Origin of the sequence: Bradyrhizobium sp. 62B, from assembly GCF_030272265.2 — a bacterium.
Lineage (GTDB): Bacteria > Pseudomonadota > Alphaproteobacteria > Rhizobiales > Xanthobacteraceae > Bradyrhizobium.
In genome coordinates this window covers 2348551-2363501 of record NZ_CP092841.2, presented here as the reverse complement: position 1 = coordinate 2363501, position 14951 = coordinate 2348551, and the positions used below count along the sequence as shown (strand labels likewise).

Below are 14951 nucleotides of genomic sequence, written 5' to 3'. Positions count from 1 at the left end.
CCACCCGATTCCCGTAGGGAACCTAGCCCCGCACCGGCAGCGTCGTCACGTCGTAGCCGTGCCTGATCGTGCGCTTCAGCACGGGGTCCTCGAGCTCGAAATCGAACCGCTCGGCCGGGCGAATGCCGCCTTTGGCGGCGAAGGTGCCGCCGAACATGGCGCAGCCGTCGGGGAACTTCTTGCCGTCGAAGCCGCGCGCGATGAGATCCTTGACCGGCAGCATCGCATCCAGCGTGCCCTCCTGGTAGAGCACGCGTTCGCCCTTGATGGTGGCCCAGGAGCGCAGGATCATCTTGTCCCAATGGCCGATGACGTCCTCGAGCTCCCACAGCGTGGAGGCGATCGGCTTGTCGCACATCTGCTTGGACACCGTGACGTTGTAGGCCTCGACCTTGCGGTCGGTGTGGTCGGAGCCGCAGCCGACGAAGATGCGGCCCTGCCAGCCGATCAGCACGAACTCGACCTCGCCGGAGGAATCGCCGCCCGTGCATTCGATGCTGTTGTCCTGGGTCAGCCGCCGCGCCGAGGCGCGGTAGTAGATCGGCGTCGAGGCCGGTGGGGCGATGCCCATCTCCTGCAGCTCTTTGATGTGCTTGTCGCGCGCGACGGGATCGCGGCCGGTCCAGCCGGCGATGACCATCTGGTCGATCGCCAGCGTCAGCGGCGTGGTGGTATCCTGGGCGTCGACGGTGAAAGTGAGGTCAAACACGAATGACGGCCTCCATGCCGGCAGCAAGTTCGAAGATGCGGCGGTCCGAACCACCGCTACCAGCCAGCATCAGGCCGACGGGAACGTCGCCCTGGCGATGCGCAGGGAGCGAAATGGCGCAGCCGTCGATCATGTTGATCAGGGTGCAGTTGCGCAGCGCGCGCAAATTCTGCGTGGTGAACGCCTTGTCGTCGGCCAAATCCGAAATCTTCGGCGGCGTGTTGGCCGTGGTCGGCAGCACCAGCGCGTCATAGGGCGCGATGCGTGCATTGACGCGGGCGATCAGCGAGCGGCGCTCGTTGAGCAGATCAATGTAGTCGGCCGCGCTCTGCGCCTCGCCGCGCATGATACGAACGGAGACGCGGGGATCGTAGACGTCGCCCTTCGACGTTAGGAGATAGCGATGCCAGGCATAGCTCTCGGACGCGGCAAAGCCGCCCTTGGCGTTCATCGGTCCGATGTCGTGGAATTCGGCCATCTCGATGCGCTCGATGATGGCGCCGTGGTCGGCCAGCGTCTTCAGCGCGCGCTCGAAGGTCTCGGAGACCTCTGCGTCGAGGTCGTCGAGCGCGATGGTGGTCGGCACCGCGAACCGCATGCCCTTCACCTGGCGCGGCTTGAGCGCAGTGATCGGCTCGTTCGCGAGCACGGCATCGAGAATGGCACAGCAGCTGACCGATCGTGCCAAGGGCCCGATGCTGTCGAGCGAGAACGACAGCGGCACCGAGCCGTCGAGCGGCACGCGCCGCTGCGTCGGCTTGTAGCCGACGATACCGTTATAGGCCGCGGGAATCCGGCAGGAGCCGCCGGTGTCGGTGCCGAGGGCGCCATGTGCCATGCCGTCGAGCACGGACACCGCCGCGCCCGAGGACGAGCCGCCCGGCACATGGCCGGCAGCCCGGTTCCAGGCGCCTTTCGGCGTGCCGTAATGCGGATTGATGCCGATGCCGGAATAGGCGAACTCGGTCATGTTGGTGCGGCCGATCACGACGAAGCCGGCCTTGCGCAGCCGCGCCACCGTCGCAGCATCCTGCTCGGCCGGCGGCGAATCGTCGAGCGCGCGAGAGCCGGCGCGCGTCACCTGGCCCTTGATGTCGAAGAGATCCTTGATCGAGACCGGAATGCCGGCATAGCGCGACGGCGCCGCCTTCACCTTGCGCAAGCCGTCCATCGCATCCGCCGCGGCAAGCGCAGCGTCCTTGTCGACATGGAGGAAGGTGCGCCGGCCCTCGCCCGAGGGATCGGCGATCCTGGCGATGCACGCCTCGACCAGCTGTCGGGAGGTGGTGCGGCCGCTTTCGAGGTCTTCGGCGAGTTTTGCCAGTGTCGGAAAATCGGGCATGTCTGTCTCACGGAATATTGTCGCGCGCAATCTATAGCGCTGGCTGAGTTCGACACAAGCATTGTGCGCATGATGGCATGCATGCGTATTGCTGGACCGTTGACGCACGATAGCCGATTGTCGCATCAAGATCGAAACAGGCGGGCGCCAAGCCTGTCTCTTGGAGGAGCCGCCGAGATGGCCGAACCGCAGCGCGCGCGACCGAAACCGACGCCGGAGACCCAGCATTTCTGGGACGGCACGAAGGCCGGCGAACTGCGCCTGCAGCGCTGCGACGCCTGCGCGCATGTCTACTTCCCGCCGCGCCCGTTCTGCCCGTCCTGCGCCTCGCGCAAGGTCAGCATCTTCAAGGCGAGCGGCAAGGGCTTCCTCTACAGCTACGTGATCAACCACCGGCCCGCCGCGCCCGGCTTCACGCCGCCCTACGCGATCGCCGTGGTCGAGCTTGCCGAGGGGCCGCGGATGATGAGCAACATCATCGACTGCCCGCAGACGCCGGAGGCGCTCGAGCTCGACATGATGCTCGAAGTCGCCTTCGAGGCGCTCGACGACAAGATCACCCTTCCCGTCTTCCGTCCGGCGAAGGGGTAAGCCATGCGCAAGAACCAGGTTGCCGTCGTCGGTGCGGCCGAGACCACCGAGCTCGGTGTTATCCCGAATATGTCGCAGCTCCAGCTTCACGCGGATGCGGCGCTAAATGCCATCGCGGATGCCGGGCTGAAGCTGTCCGACATCGACGGCTTCGCCACCGCGGTCGAGACGCCGCAGCAGGTCTGCCACTATCTCGGCATCAAACCGACCTGGGTGGACGGCACCTCGGTCGGCGGCTGCTCGTTCATGCTGCACGTTCGTCACGCCGCGGCAGCAATCGAGGCCGGGCTGTGCAAGACCGTGCTGATCACCCATGCCGAGAGCGGCAAGTCAATGATCGGCAAGGCGCCGCGCTCGATCCCCGCCGATAGCCTGCAAGGCCAGTTCGAGGCGCCCTACGGCGTCTACGGTCCGCCCAGCATGTTCCCGATCCCCGTGCTGCGCTTCATGAAGACCTACGGCATCACCCACGAGCAGCTGGCTTCGGTCGCGGTGGTGCAGCGCGAATGGGCGGCGAAGAATCCGCGCGCGATGATGAAGGACCCGATCACCGTCGCCGACGTTCTCAACTCGCGCATGATCGCTTATCCGTTCCGCCTGCTGCAGTGCTGCCTCGTCACCGATGGCGGCGGCGCGCTGATCCTGACCTCGGCCGACCGCGCCAAGGACTTTCCGCGCAAGCCGGTCTACATCATGGGCACCGGCGAGAGCGTCGAGACGCCGATGGTCAGCCAGATGGAGACGTTCAACTCCTCGCGGGCGTTCAAGACCGCAGGTCCCCTCGCTTTCAAGGAAGCTGGCATTACGCACGCAGATGTCGATCATCTCATGATCTACGATGCGTTTGCGCATCTGCCGCTGTTCGGCCTCGGCGATCTCGGCTTCATGCCCCATGAGGAGACCGGAAAATTCATCGCGGACGGCAATACGCGGCCCGGCGGGAAACTGCCGCTCAACACCAATGGCGGCGGATTGAGCTATATGCATTCGGGCATGTACGGCATGTACGCGCTGCAGGAGAGCGTGCGACAGATGCGCGGCATCGCGCCGGCGCAGGTGCCGAACGCGACAATTTCGGTGTGTCATGGCGTCGGCGGCATGTTCGCCGCGTCGGGCACGATCGTGTTTACGAACGAGAGGTAATCCCCATGAGCAAATCACTGCAGGACAAGGTCATCATCGTCACCGGCGCAGGCCGCGGCATCGGGCGCGAGATTGCGCTCTTGTGCGCGGGCGAAGGCGCCAAGGTCGTCGTCAACGATCCCGGTGGCGCCTCCGACGGCGCGGGCTCGAACGCGGCACCGGCCGAGGAAGTGGTCGAGGAGATCAAGAAGCGCGGCGGCACGGCGGTCGCCAATTTCGAGAGCGTCGCGGAAGCCATTCCCGCCAGCAAGATCGTGAAGACCGCGACCGATCATTTCGGCCGGCTCGACGGCGTCGTCAACAATGCCGGCATTTTGCGCGACATGATCTTCCACAAGATGAGCGTCGAGGCGTTCGAGGCCGTCATCAAGGTGCATTTGATGGGCTCGTTCTATGTCAGCCACGCCGCGGCGCGGATCTTCCGCGAGCAGGAGAGCGGCTCCTTCGTGCACTTCACCTCGACCTCGGGCCTGATCGGCAATTTCGGACAAGCCAACTACGCCGCCGCCAAGCTCGGCATCGTCGGCCTCTCCAAGTCCATCGCGCTCGACATGGGCCGCTTCAACGTCCGCTCCAACTGCGTCTCGCCGTTCGCCTGGACGCGCATGATCGGCACCATCCCGACGGAGACTGAAGCGGAGAAGGCGCGGGTCGAAAAGATCAAGCAGATGGGGCCCGAAAAGATCGCCCCGCTGTGCGGCTATCTGCTCGGCGATTCCGCCAAGGACGTCACGGGGCAGATTTTCGGCGTGCGCATGAACGAGATCTTCCTGTTCAGCCAGAACCGCCCCATTCGCTCGGTGCAGCGGAGCGAGGGCTGGACGCCGCAGTCGATCGCGGAACACGGCATGCCGGCGCTGAAGGGCTCGTTCTACAAGCTCGACCGCTCCGCCGACATCTTCACCTGGGATCCCGTCTAGCCGGATCCCCTTCTATTGCTGCATTGCGATCTCCGGTTGTTCGGCCGGAGATCGCCCGCTTTACGCCCGAATGCGGGCGGATGGTCTCCTCCCAACAAAAAAATCGGGAGGCGACCATGACGATACCCCAGCCTATCATCACCGATTCCGGCGAACCCGTTCTCGCCCGCCGCACCCTGCTGAAGGGCGCCGCGGCAGTCGCGGCAACGGGCATGAGCATCGGCGCGGCCGGCGCTGCTTCCGTGGCGCCCCTGGGCCAGACCGGCGCGCCGACGATGTCGACGGCGCCATTGCCGCTCGGACCGTTGCCCGGCAGCCGCTACCCGGATGCCCGCCTGGAATCCGCCAAGAAAGGGCCGCCGACGTTCGGCCCATCCAGTTTTCCCGCCTTCGCAGGCACCATGGCGGTCGAGCGCGTCGCGACCGGCTTCCGCTGGGCGGAGGGGCCGGTCTATTTCGCGGCAGGCCGTTATGTGCTGTTCAGCGACATCCCGAACAACCGCATCATGCGCTTCTCGGAGGATGACGGTCACCTCAGCGTCTATCGTCAGCCCTCGATGAACTCGAACGGCAACACCATCGATCGCGAAGGACGCCTCATCACCTGCGAGCACAGCGGCCGGCGCGTGACGCGAACCGAGCTCGACGGCTCGATCACCGTGATCGCCGACAAGTTCAACGGCAAGCGGCTGAACTCGCCGAACGATGCAGTCGTCACCGCCGACGGCGCGATCTGGTTCACCGATCCCGCCTACGGCATCGGCGGGTTCTACGAGGGGATCAAGGCCGAGCCCGAGCAGGAGAAGAAGAATGTCTACCGGGTCGATCCGAAATCCGGCGAGGTCAAGGTCGTCGTCGACGACTTCGTCGAGCCGAACGGGCTCGCCATCTCGTCGGACGAGAAGAAGCTCTACATCTGCGACACCGGCTTCACGGACGGGCCGGACAATCCATCCCATATCCGCGTGTTCGACCTGGACGTCGCCGCGGGCAAGGTCTCGAACAGCAAGGTCTTCGCCGAGATGCCGAAGCCTGGCATCACCGACGGCGTCCGCTGCGACACCGAAGGGCGGGTCTGGTGCTCGGTCGGCTGGGGCGATCCGAACGAGGACGGCGTGCGGTGCTATACGGCATCGGGCGAATTGCTCGGCAAGATCCACATTCCGGAGACCGTGGCCAACCTCTGCTTCGGCGGCCAGCAGCGCAACAGGCTCTATATTTGCGGCTCGACCTCGCTCTATGCGGTCTACACCAGCGTGCAGGGCGCGATGAAGCCGTAAGGTAGCGCGAGTGGCGAGTGGTGAGCTGCGAATAGTTAGGGAATATGCCTCCCTTTCGCTACTCGCCGTTCGCTATTCGCCACTCGCTCCTATCCCGTATTCCGCAGCCCCGCCGAGATCCCGTTGATCGTCAGCTGAATCCCGCGCAGCACCTGCTCGTCGGGGTTCTGCGCGCGGTGCTCTCTCAGGAGTTCGACCTGCACGTGGTTGAGCGGATCGAGATAGGGGAAGCGGTGGCGCACGGAGCGCTCCAGCAACGGATTACCCTGCAGCAACCGGTCCTGCCCCATGATGTCGAGCAGGCTCTCGATCGAGGCGTGCCATTCGCGGCGGATGCGACCGAAGATTTTTTCACGCAACGCTTCGTCGGGCACGAGTTCGGCATATCGCGAGGCGATCGCGATCGAGCTTTTCGCGAGCACCATGTCCATGTTCGACAGCAGCATGCGGAAGAACGGCCATTCCTTGTAGAGCTCCTTGAGGAACGGCATGCCCTTGTCGGGATGCTCCGCGATCCACTGCTCGACCGCGCTGCCAAAGCCGTACCAGCCCGGCAGCATCAAGCGGCATTGCGCCCAGGAGAACACCCAGGGGATGGCGCGCAGGTCCTCGATGGCGCGAGTCTTCTTGCGCGAGGCCGGGCGGCTGCCGATGTTCAGCGTCGCGATCTCGTTGATCACGGTCGATGACCAGAAATAATCGACGAAGCCCTCGGTCTCGTAGACGAGGCCGCGATAGGCTTTGAAGGCGAGGTTCGACAATTCGTCCATCGCGGTCAGATATTCGCGGCGCGGCGCGCTCTGGCGCGGATGCAAGAGACTCGCCTCGAGCGTCGCGGCCGCCAGAATCTCCAGATTGTTGCGGCCGACCTCGGCGTTGGAATATTTCGACGAGATGATCTCGCCCTGCTCGGTGATGCGGATCTGGCCGTTCACCGCGCCGCCGGGCTGCGCGATGATGGCGTCATAGCTCGGTCCGCCGCCGCGCCCCACGGAGCCGCCGCGGCCGTGGAACAGGCGCAAGCGCACGTGATGCCGCTCGAACACCTCGACGAGATTGATCTCGGCCTTGTAGAGCTCCCAGCCCGAGGTGACGAACCCGCCATCCTTGTTGCTGTCGGAATAGCCGAGCATGACCTCCTGCACGCTGCCGCGGCTGTCGACGAGGCGCCGGTAATCGTGCAGCGACAGCATGCGGTCCATGATGCCGGAGGAGGCCTGCAGATCCTCGATGGTCTCGAACAGCGGCACGATGTTGATGGCGCTGCGGCCGGAGGGATGGACGAGGCCGACCTCCTTGAGGAGCACCGCGACCTCGAGCATGTCGGACATGCCCTTGCACATCGAGATGATGCATTGGGGAATGGCGTCCGAGCCGAACTTGGCATGCGCCTCCGCGGCGGCATGGAAGACGTTGAGCTCGCCCATGGTCTCGTCGCTGTATTTGACGAAGGGCGAGACCAGCGCGCGCGTCGAGCGCAGCTCGTTGGTCAGCAGCGAGATGCGCGCGTCCTCGCCGAGCGCGAGATAGGACATGCCGGGGTTGGCGGCATCCATCAGCTCGGCGATGGTGCGTTCGTGCACCGCCGAGTTCTGGCGAATGTCGAGCCGCGCCAGATGGAAGCCGAAGCAATCCACCGCGCGCCGGAGCAGCCGCAGCCGGCCGCGCGCGATGACGCGGGCGTTGTTGGAGATCAGTGAACGGTGCAGCACGTCGAGATCGGCCTGCAGCTCCTTGACGCTGGTATAAGGCGCCCCCTTGCCGACCGGCCGGCGCGTGATCTCGACCTCGAGCTTTTCGGCCGTCGCGGTCAGGCGCGCATAGATGCCGGAGACCGCCAGCCGATAAGGCTCGCCGCTCCGGTGCGGCGAGGTGTCCGGCGAGCGCTCGGCGAGGTTACGCAGCTCCTCGGAGACATCGGCGAGATGCGCTGCGATCGACAATTCCGAGCCCAGCACGTGCAGCTCGTTCAGATAGAACTGCATCACGCGGCTCGACTGCAGCCGCAGCGTGCCACGCATCACGTCGGCGGTGACGAAGGGATTGCCGTCGCGGTCGCCGCCGATCCAGCTCCCCATGCGCAGGAACGAGGCAAGCTCGCCGGCCGCCTGCTCGCCGACCTCCTCCAGACGGTCTTCCAGCGCGTTGACGAGGCGCGGCACCTCGCGCAGGAAGGTATAATCATAGAACGACAGGCCGTTGGCGACCTCATCGAGCACGGTGAGCTTGGTGCGGCGAAGTAGATTGGTCTGCCATAGTGTCAGCACCTCGCGGCGGAGCTGCTCGTCGCTGGCATCCGCCTCCTCCGCGGTCAGCGCGACGCGCTCGCGGCGGTCGAGCAGGCCTGCGACCTCCATCTCGCGGTCCATGGTGCTCTTGCGGCGCACTTCGGTGGGGTGCGCGGTCAAGACCGGGCTGACCAGCGCGGACTTGAAGAAGCTGCGCAGCGCGTCGGGGTCGATGCCCGCCGCCTTGGCGTGGGCCAGCGTTTCCGCCAGCACGCCTGAGTTCTTGCCTGCGCCGCGAGCCCGCATCTGGCGGATGTTGTTCTGGTCCTCGGCGATGTTGGCGAGGTGGGAGAAATAGCTGAAGGCGCGGACGATCCGCACCGTCTCGGAGGTCGACATGCTGTCGAGGATCTGCTCGAGCTCGCGGCGGGCGAGCCGGTCCTCGTCGCGATGGAACCGGATCGAAGTCTGCCGGATGCGCTCGACCAGGTCGAACACGTCGGCGCCCTCCTGGTCGCGCACGGTGTCGCCGAGGATGCGCCCGAGCAGGCGGATGTCGTCCCGCAGCCGCGCCTCCGCTTCCGTGGCCTGGGCGTCCTCGGGCCGGTTGGCGCGATGCTCAGTGGCGTCGGATGAAATGGTCTGGAGGGACATGGCTCGCTCCTCTTGCAGAGCTCCCTGTGGCTCCCCGGCGCGAATGAGTGTGCGATATTTTTCTACCGCAGCGCAAGATGAACTTGGGAGCGGTGCACACGGTGGCCTTCGTCTCCCGGAAAGGCAGCAACGCCGTTCGTGCGTCGAAGACGCGCGTAAACGCGCTGGCGGCGTTGCTGCGGAGCCGGCAACTGTTATGTTGGTCTAGTGTACAGGTACGGCTTTCGATCGCGCATGATGGCGTTGAGGACCGTCAACAGCTTCCTGGCAACGGCAATGAGAGCGAGCTTGGCAGGTTTACCGGCCTGTCGCAGTCGAGCGTAGAAGGCCTTGAATGGATCGGCCCGGCGGACCGCATTGAGAGCGGCCATGTAGAGGGCATCGCGGACGCGCTTTCGGCCCCCGACGATCTTCCGCTTGCCGCGGTAAGCGCCGCTGTCGACGTTGAAGGGAGCCAGGCCGGCGAGCGCGGCCACCTGCTTCGGTCCCACTTTTCCGAGTTCCGGCATCTGCGCGATCAGCTGCATGCAGGTTACGGGGCCCACGCCGGGAAGTGACCGCATCAACTGCGCATCATCGGAGACCTCCGGCTCAGTCTTGATCAGCGCGCTAATATCGGCCTCGATTTCGGCGATCTCATTGTCGAGGACTTCAATGAGCCGACCGATGCGATCGGCCATGGCGCGGTCCTCGGCCTCGCTGCGCCTGTTCTTCTCCTGGGCACGCATGAGAACCAGTTGATCCCGCCGTTTTGCAAGCCCCGCCAGGGCATTGCGGGCAGGATTGGCAGCCTGCTCAGCGGCAGGCTGCATGGCCCGGGCAAAGCTCGCCAGCATCCGGGCATCGATCGGGTCGGTCTTGGCGAGCTGGCCGCTGGCGCGCGCAAAGTCCCGGGCCCGGGCCGGGTTGATCCGGGCAAAGCGGATGCCGGCCTGGCTGAGCGCCTCACGAAGCTCAAGGTCATAGACGCCCGTGGCTTCAAAGACGACCAGCACATCGCATCGCCAACGCGCCGCGATCTGTGTGATGGCCTGCGGCGCGTTGGCGATGCGCTCCGGCACGCCCAGGCTCTCATCGAAGATATCGAGATATCGTTTGGAGACGTCGATTCCGACGTAACGAGGGCGTATGATCATGGTGCCTGTCCCTGTGATGCGTGGTCTGTTGGCGCAGCCTCGTGCAACTGTTCAGGTTGATAGATGGAACGGGCGGGAGACCGAGCCGGCTCACGGCGTCAAGCGCCAAGGACCCAACGGCTTCCCGCCCACTCCACCATGACAGGATTTCGATACACAGGGACCCAGGAGCCACACGGTCCACGTGGAGAGATGGGCCCCGGCTCTGCAGCGCACCGCTGAAGGAGCGCTGCGCTGCGTCCGGGGCACGAGAGCTTCGACTGGCACGAGAGCTGCCTGGTTTATCTCTGTAAACACGCCTTCGCGATCTCGCGGCGCGTTCCGCCCGAGCTTGGCTGTCCGTTTCGCCCCATCGAAGAGAAAGGGCGCAGGGAAGGCCGGGCGCCGGCTGGCACCCCGAAAGGTCCGCACGCGACAAGAACGCACGCGGGGTTGACCACAGGTGATGCCGAGCTCCCGGCCTTCCCTGCGCAATGGTGTTACGGCTTATGGCGCGCTCTCCCCGGGGAGCGATGCACTATTGCCCCCGTCGCCTTGCGGCTGATCGATGCACGCGCCCGGTCGGGCCGCCACATCACCGCAAGCCTTGACGCCAGAACCCCGGGCGTCAGGACCACACGCTTTTGCCGTCCGCGGACGTCCCTCCCCGGACATTCGAGAGCTCGCGCGTGCTCGCCCCCGACGCCGAAAACAAACGCTGTGACCGCGCCGTGTCGTATCGCGGATCGTGATGGCTCACGAGGGTTGCCCGCCCTGCCATCACCTCACGCGCCGGCGCTGCCGCGTCCATCGCCTCCCGGCTCACGTATCGTGACGATCGCGAAACGCCCCTTTGGCGGGCCGGGATGGAATGCGGTTTAGCCGAAACAGTAATTTCGGTCAATCAGAATATTTTGCGGCACCGCCTCTTGACCTGCATCTGGCGTGTTTTGCCCGTCGGGCGACGCGAGGAATTGGGGCAAAAGGCACGGCGCACGCGGCGCATCGTCACCACGGAGCTCGAGCGGGCCGGAGCACCCACCTGGGTTACTCCAGAACCTGTGCGCGCTGGACAATGGCGGCTTCTTCGACATCATAATCAAATAGCCACCTGCGGAACGCGGCGAAGTCCGCGACTTCGCGATCGCGTTGTCCGAGGTCCTCATATTTGGAATCATAACGCAGGCCATTGTTCCGTGCCTCCGCCTGAATGACGTCGGTGCGAACGCGGCGCATCTTTTCGTATTGCGGCAGGATCGCCGACACGTCGGCCGGTTTCCGCCCTTCGAGAAGGACCGCCAATGCAACGCCGTCTTCGATCGCCTGGTTGGCGCCCTGCCCCAGATGCGGAAGCATGGCGTGAGCTGCATCGCCCAGCAGCGCAAGCCGCCCATTGGTCCACGATTGCAGCGGTTTGCGGTCATACAAACCCCACCAAAAGCAGCTCTCGATGGCTTCGAGCAGTCTCACGACGGGCGCATCCCATCCGACGAAGGCCGATGCGAGCTCGTCACGGTCTCCGACTGCGGACCAAGACTCGGCCTTGGCGTCCTTGCTGGGGACAAAGCCGACATAATTCAGCAGCCGGCCGGCGCGCACAGGAAATACGATGAAGTGCTTGCCCTCTCCCATCCAGACCTGGTGGGCTGCCTCTCGCCATCCGGGAAGCTTGTCGCTGGCAATCAAGCCGCGATAGGAGCGCACACCGGAATATTCGGGCGGCTTCGGCTCGACCACATATTTCTGCAAGGCAGAATGTATGCCGTCGGCGGCGATCACGACGTCGGCCTCGGCGGTTTCCCCGTTCGCGAATGTCAATCTCGCCGCAGCCGCGCTCTGCTCGAGTCCGACGCAGCGATGGCCGGTGCGCACGAACTCACCTGGAAGATTCGCCGCGAGCACGTTCAGCAGATCAGCCCTGTGCATGCCATACAACCCGTTCCAGCCGCTCGAGTCGGTCGTGATGACAGTGCCGACCTTGGTGCCGTCGGAGCGGCAATATTGTGATGCCTCGCCGATCCTGGCGCCGACTTTGGCCAGAGCCGGCCCCATCCCCATTCGCTCGAGTTGCCGCAAAGCGTTCGGAAAGATCGACACGCCGGCACCTATTTCGCCAAGCACTTCCGCCTGCTCGAAAACCGTGACCTCGACACCCCTTCGAGACAGCGCGCATGCCGCTGAAAGACCGCCTATTCCTCCACCGACGACGGCTGCCCGAAGTCTCATTCGCATCCCCTCGCTTGCCAAGGATCGTACTACTTCGCCGCACTCTTCAAATTGACGAGGCGGTTGATTTGCTCGATGCGCGCTCGCTGCCGCTCGATGGCCGCAGAAAACTCAACCGGCGTGCTGCCGAGGACTTGTGCGCCACTTGCCTCTATTCGGGAGCGGAGAATGGGGTCGGCCGCCACCGCCTGCACGTCCGCGGAAATCCTGTCGCGCAGCGCCGGAGGCATGTCGCGCCAGCCAAAAAGACCGGCAAGACCCTCGATTTCCATTTCAGCAAAGCCGGCCTCGGCGACCGTCGGCACGTCGGGCAAGCTGGGTTGGCGTGCGGGACTCGTGACGGCAAGTATCCGCGCCTTGCCGGCAGCGACCGGAGCCCTGACCGCCAGCAGGGCATGGGACAGGATCTGGACACGCCCCTCGCCGAAGTCTGCCTGCTGGGCCGTTGCATCCCGGTACGGAACATAGACCTGCTCGAGCGCGTGCCGTACCAGCATCGCCGCGTACACGAAATGCGGCAGGCTCGGTCCCGAACTCCACGACAGCTCGCCCGGTTTCGACCGGGCCAGTTGCATCAGCTCCTGCAGTGAGCGCACCGGCAGACGGTCCTGAACCGCGATGACCAGGATGGAGCTAGCCGTCGAAGCGATCGGCACCATGTCCCGGGACGGGTCGTAGGGAAGCGAGTCTTGCAAGAGTGGGTTCACGGTGAGCATCGAGGCGGTCCCGTAGAGAAGGGTATGGTCGTCCCTGGCGTTTGCAAACGCACCGCCACCGACGACGGCATCGGCGCCGGGCCGGTTCTCGACGACGACGGGCTTGCCCCAACGCTTGGCCAATCCGTCGGCATAGAAGCGCGCGCTCACATCATTGGCGGAGCCTGCGGCGAACGGCACGATGATCTTCACGGTGTGCACCGGCCAGGCGTCGTCACCCCGACAGGCCGGCGCGGTCGCCACAACGGTTCCGCCCAGAAGCATCGTTAAGGCAATGACATTTCGAAGGTTTCGCAACCGCATCAGCTTTCTCCCTGAGAGAGCCTGGCAGAGGGCAAGCATGGACAAATTCCAGCAAACCATGAAAGGGGGCTCGCCGTCCTGAAACTGTCATGAAATTAGCCTGAAACTTGCCGCTCCGGACGGAGCGTCGTTCGGGTAAGATCAGGACATGAAGCTGATTTTCGGCTCTTGGACGCTCGACCTGGAGCGGCTGTGCCTGCTTGGGCCGGCCGGCGAGATCAAGCTGCGGCCCAAGAGCTTCGAAGTGCTGCGCTATCTCGTCGAGCGCGCCGGACAGACCATCACCAAGGACGAATTAATCGCGGCCATTTGGCCAAACGTCACCGTCACCGATGAGTCGCTGACCCGCTGCATCAGCGATATCAGGCTGGCGATCGGCGACCAGGCGCAGCGCGTGATCAAGACCCTGCCGAAGCGCGGCTACCTGCTCGAAGGACCGGTGTCGCACGATGACAAAGCCGGTAGCCCGTCACGCCGACCCTCTGGCGACTTTCCCTCGATCGCGGTTCTGGCCTTCGTCAATCTCTCGGGCGATCCAAATCAGGATTATTTCTGCGAAGGCATCACCGAAGACATCATCACCGAACTCTCGCGGTTTTCCGAGCTGCTGGTGATCGCCAGGAATTCGTCGTTTCAGTACAAGGGCCGAAGCATCGACGTCCGGCAGATCGGTAGCGAACTCGGGGCGCGCTACATCCTCGAGGGAAGCATTCAAAGGAGCGACGGTACCGTTCGGATCACGGCGCAATTGATCGACGCCGCAACGGGTACGCACCTGTGGGCGGATCGATTCGACCGGACGCTGGGTGACACCTTCTCGATCCAGGACGAAATCGCACGGATCATTTCCGTCAAACTGGCCGTCCATATCAACGATGCGGAGGCGCATCGGCCGCTGGGCAAGCCCACGGCGAACTGGGACGCATATGACTACTTCCTGCGCGGCAACCACATGATGAAACGATTGCTGACAGGAGAACCGGTCGACGAGCTCTACAAGGCTCGAAAGCTCCTCGAACGTTCCATTGAACTGGATTCCGCGTTCGCTCGTCCGTGTGCGGTGCTCGCCCGCAGCTACACTGTAACGTGGATCAATCCCGTCAATGAGGAACACCAGAGGACCGAAACCTTGCTGCAGGCGTTTGAACTCGCCCGACGAGCCATCGAACTCGGTCCGAACGAACCGTTCGGGCACGATGTCCTGGCCACTGTCGCCCTATTCCAGCGCGATCGCGCGGCGTGCCTGGCGGCCTGGGACAGGGTGTTTGCTCTCAATCCCAACTTTTTCGACTGGCGGTACGGCCAATGCCTGGTGCTGTTTGGCGAACCGGAAGAGGGTCTGGCCGCCCTTCGCCGCTATATGCGGCTCGATCCCTTCTTTCCGCCACAGGCATTGATGACCGAGGGGCTCGCACATTTCATCCAGCGGCGATACGAGGACGCACTTCCTCCGTTTCGAGAAATGGTCGCTCGCGCGCCGAACTTCCGCAACGGCCGCATGTTGTTGGCCGCGACCTACGGGCACCTCGGAAAGACACGCGAGGCAGCCCCCCACATCGAAGCCCTGCTCAGGCTGGAGCCTGACTGCTCGCTGATGAAACTATCCGGGCAGCGTTATCTTCAGTCTGCCGAGGATGTCGTTCACTACCTCGATGGACTGCGCAAGGCAGGCGTGCCTGAACGATGATGGGGATGTCGCATCAGTCAGCGCCGGCAAGTTGGCT

At 64.4% G+C, this 14951-nt stretch carries 11 protein-coding genes; 5 read left to right on the top strand and 6 right to left on the bottom strand.

Annotation, left to right across the window (positions count from 1 at the left end; all coding sequences use genetic code 11):
• Nucleotides 1-22 precede the first annotated feature (22 nt).
• Both ML401_RS11160 and ML401_RS11155 read right to left on the bottom strand, forming a co-directional pair.
• Complete coding sequence (locus tag ML401_RS11160) at nt 23-709, bottom strand: DUF2848 domain-containing protein (protein ID WP_285811963.1); 687 nt, start codon at nt 707-709, stop codon at nt 23-25.
• Entirely contained in the window at nt 702-2051 is a 1350-nt protein-coding gene (locus ML401_RS11155) for an amidase (protein WP_285811962.1), read from the bottom strand. Before ML401_RS11155 ends, ML401_RS11160 begins: the two co-directional genes overlap by 8 nt.
• A gap of 177 nt (nt 2052-2228) precedes the next feature.
• On the opposite strand from ML401_RS11155, the gene ML401_RS11150 reads away from it, so the two are divergent.
• The 4 genes from ML401_RS11150 to ML401_RS11135 all read left to right on the top strand — a co-directional run bounded on the left by ML401_RS11150 (nt 2229) and on the right by ML401_RS11135 (nt 5985).
• On the top strand, nt 2229-2642 hold the full coding sequence (locus tag ML401_RS11150) for a Zn-ribbon domain-containing OB-fold protein (RefSeq protein ID WP_285811961.1): 414 nt from the start codon (nt 2229-2231) through the stop codon (nt 2640-2642).
• Between the two features lie 3 nt (nt 2643-2645).
• Nucleotides 2646-3785: a thiolase gene (locus tag ML401_RS11145; protein ID WP_211417732.1), complete on the top strand. Its 1140-nt coding sequence runs from the start codon at nt 2646-2648 to the stop codon at nt 3783-3785.
• A 5-nt stretch (nt 3786-3790) separates the two neighbouring features.
• Entirely contained in the window at nt 3791-4705 is a 915-nt protein-coding gene (locus ML401_RS11140; protein ID WP_194407049.1) for an SDR family NAD(P)-dependent oxidoreductase, read from the top strand.
• Nucleotides 4706-4821: 116 nt separating this feature from the next.
• Nucleotides 4822-5985 (top strand): SMP-30/gluconolactonase/LRE family protein, encoded by a 1164-nt coding sequence (locus tag ML401_RS11135; protein WP_285811959.1) that lies wholly within the window; start codon nt 4822-4824, stop codon nt 5983-5985.
• 89 nt (nt 5986-6074) lie between these two features.
• Here ML401_RS11135 and ppc read toward each other — a convergent pair whose 3' ends face one another.
• From ppc to ML401_RS11115, 4 genes are all read right to left on the bottom strand, one after another.
• Nucleotides 6075-8867 (bottom strand): phosphoenolpyruvate carboxylase, encoded by a 2793-nt coding sequence (ppc, locus tag ML401_RS11130; RefSeq protein ID WP_285811958.1) that lies wholly within the window; start codon nt 8865-8867, stop codon nt 6075-6077.
• A gap of 194 nt (nt 8868-9061) precedes the next feature.
• Nucleotides 9062-9928, bottom strand: a complete 867-nt coding sequence (locus ML401_RS11125) for an IS110 family transposase (RefSeq protein WP_376717324.1) — start codon at nt 9926-9928, stop codon at nt 9062-9064.
• A 1101-nt stretch (nt 9929-11029) separates the two neighbouring features.
• Nucleotides 11030-12208, bottom strand: a complete 1179-nt coding sequence (locus tag ML401_RS11120; RefSeq protein ID WP_285811957.1) for an FAD-dependent monooxygenase — start codon at nt 12206-12208, stop codon at nt 11030-11032.
• Nucleotides 12209-12237: 29 nt separating this feature from the next.
• The gene (locus tag ML401_RS11115) at nt 12238-13227 is read right to left on the bottom strand and encodes a tripartite tricarboxylate transporter substrate binding protein (RefSeq protein ID WP_211417736.1); all 990 of its coding nucleotides are present in this window, start codon (nt 13225-13227) and stop codon (nt 12238-12240) included.
• 148 nt (nt 13228-13375) lie between these two features.
• On the opposite strand from ML401_RS11115, the gene ML401_RS11110 reads away from it, so the two are divergent.
• Complete coding sequence (locus ML401_RS11110; protein ID WP_285811956.1) at nt 13376-14914, top strand: winged helix-turn-helix domain-containing protein; 1539 nt, start codon at nt 13376-13378, stop codon at nt 14912-14914.
• Nucleotides 14915-14951: the final 37 nt, after the last annotated feature.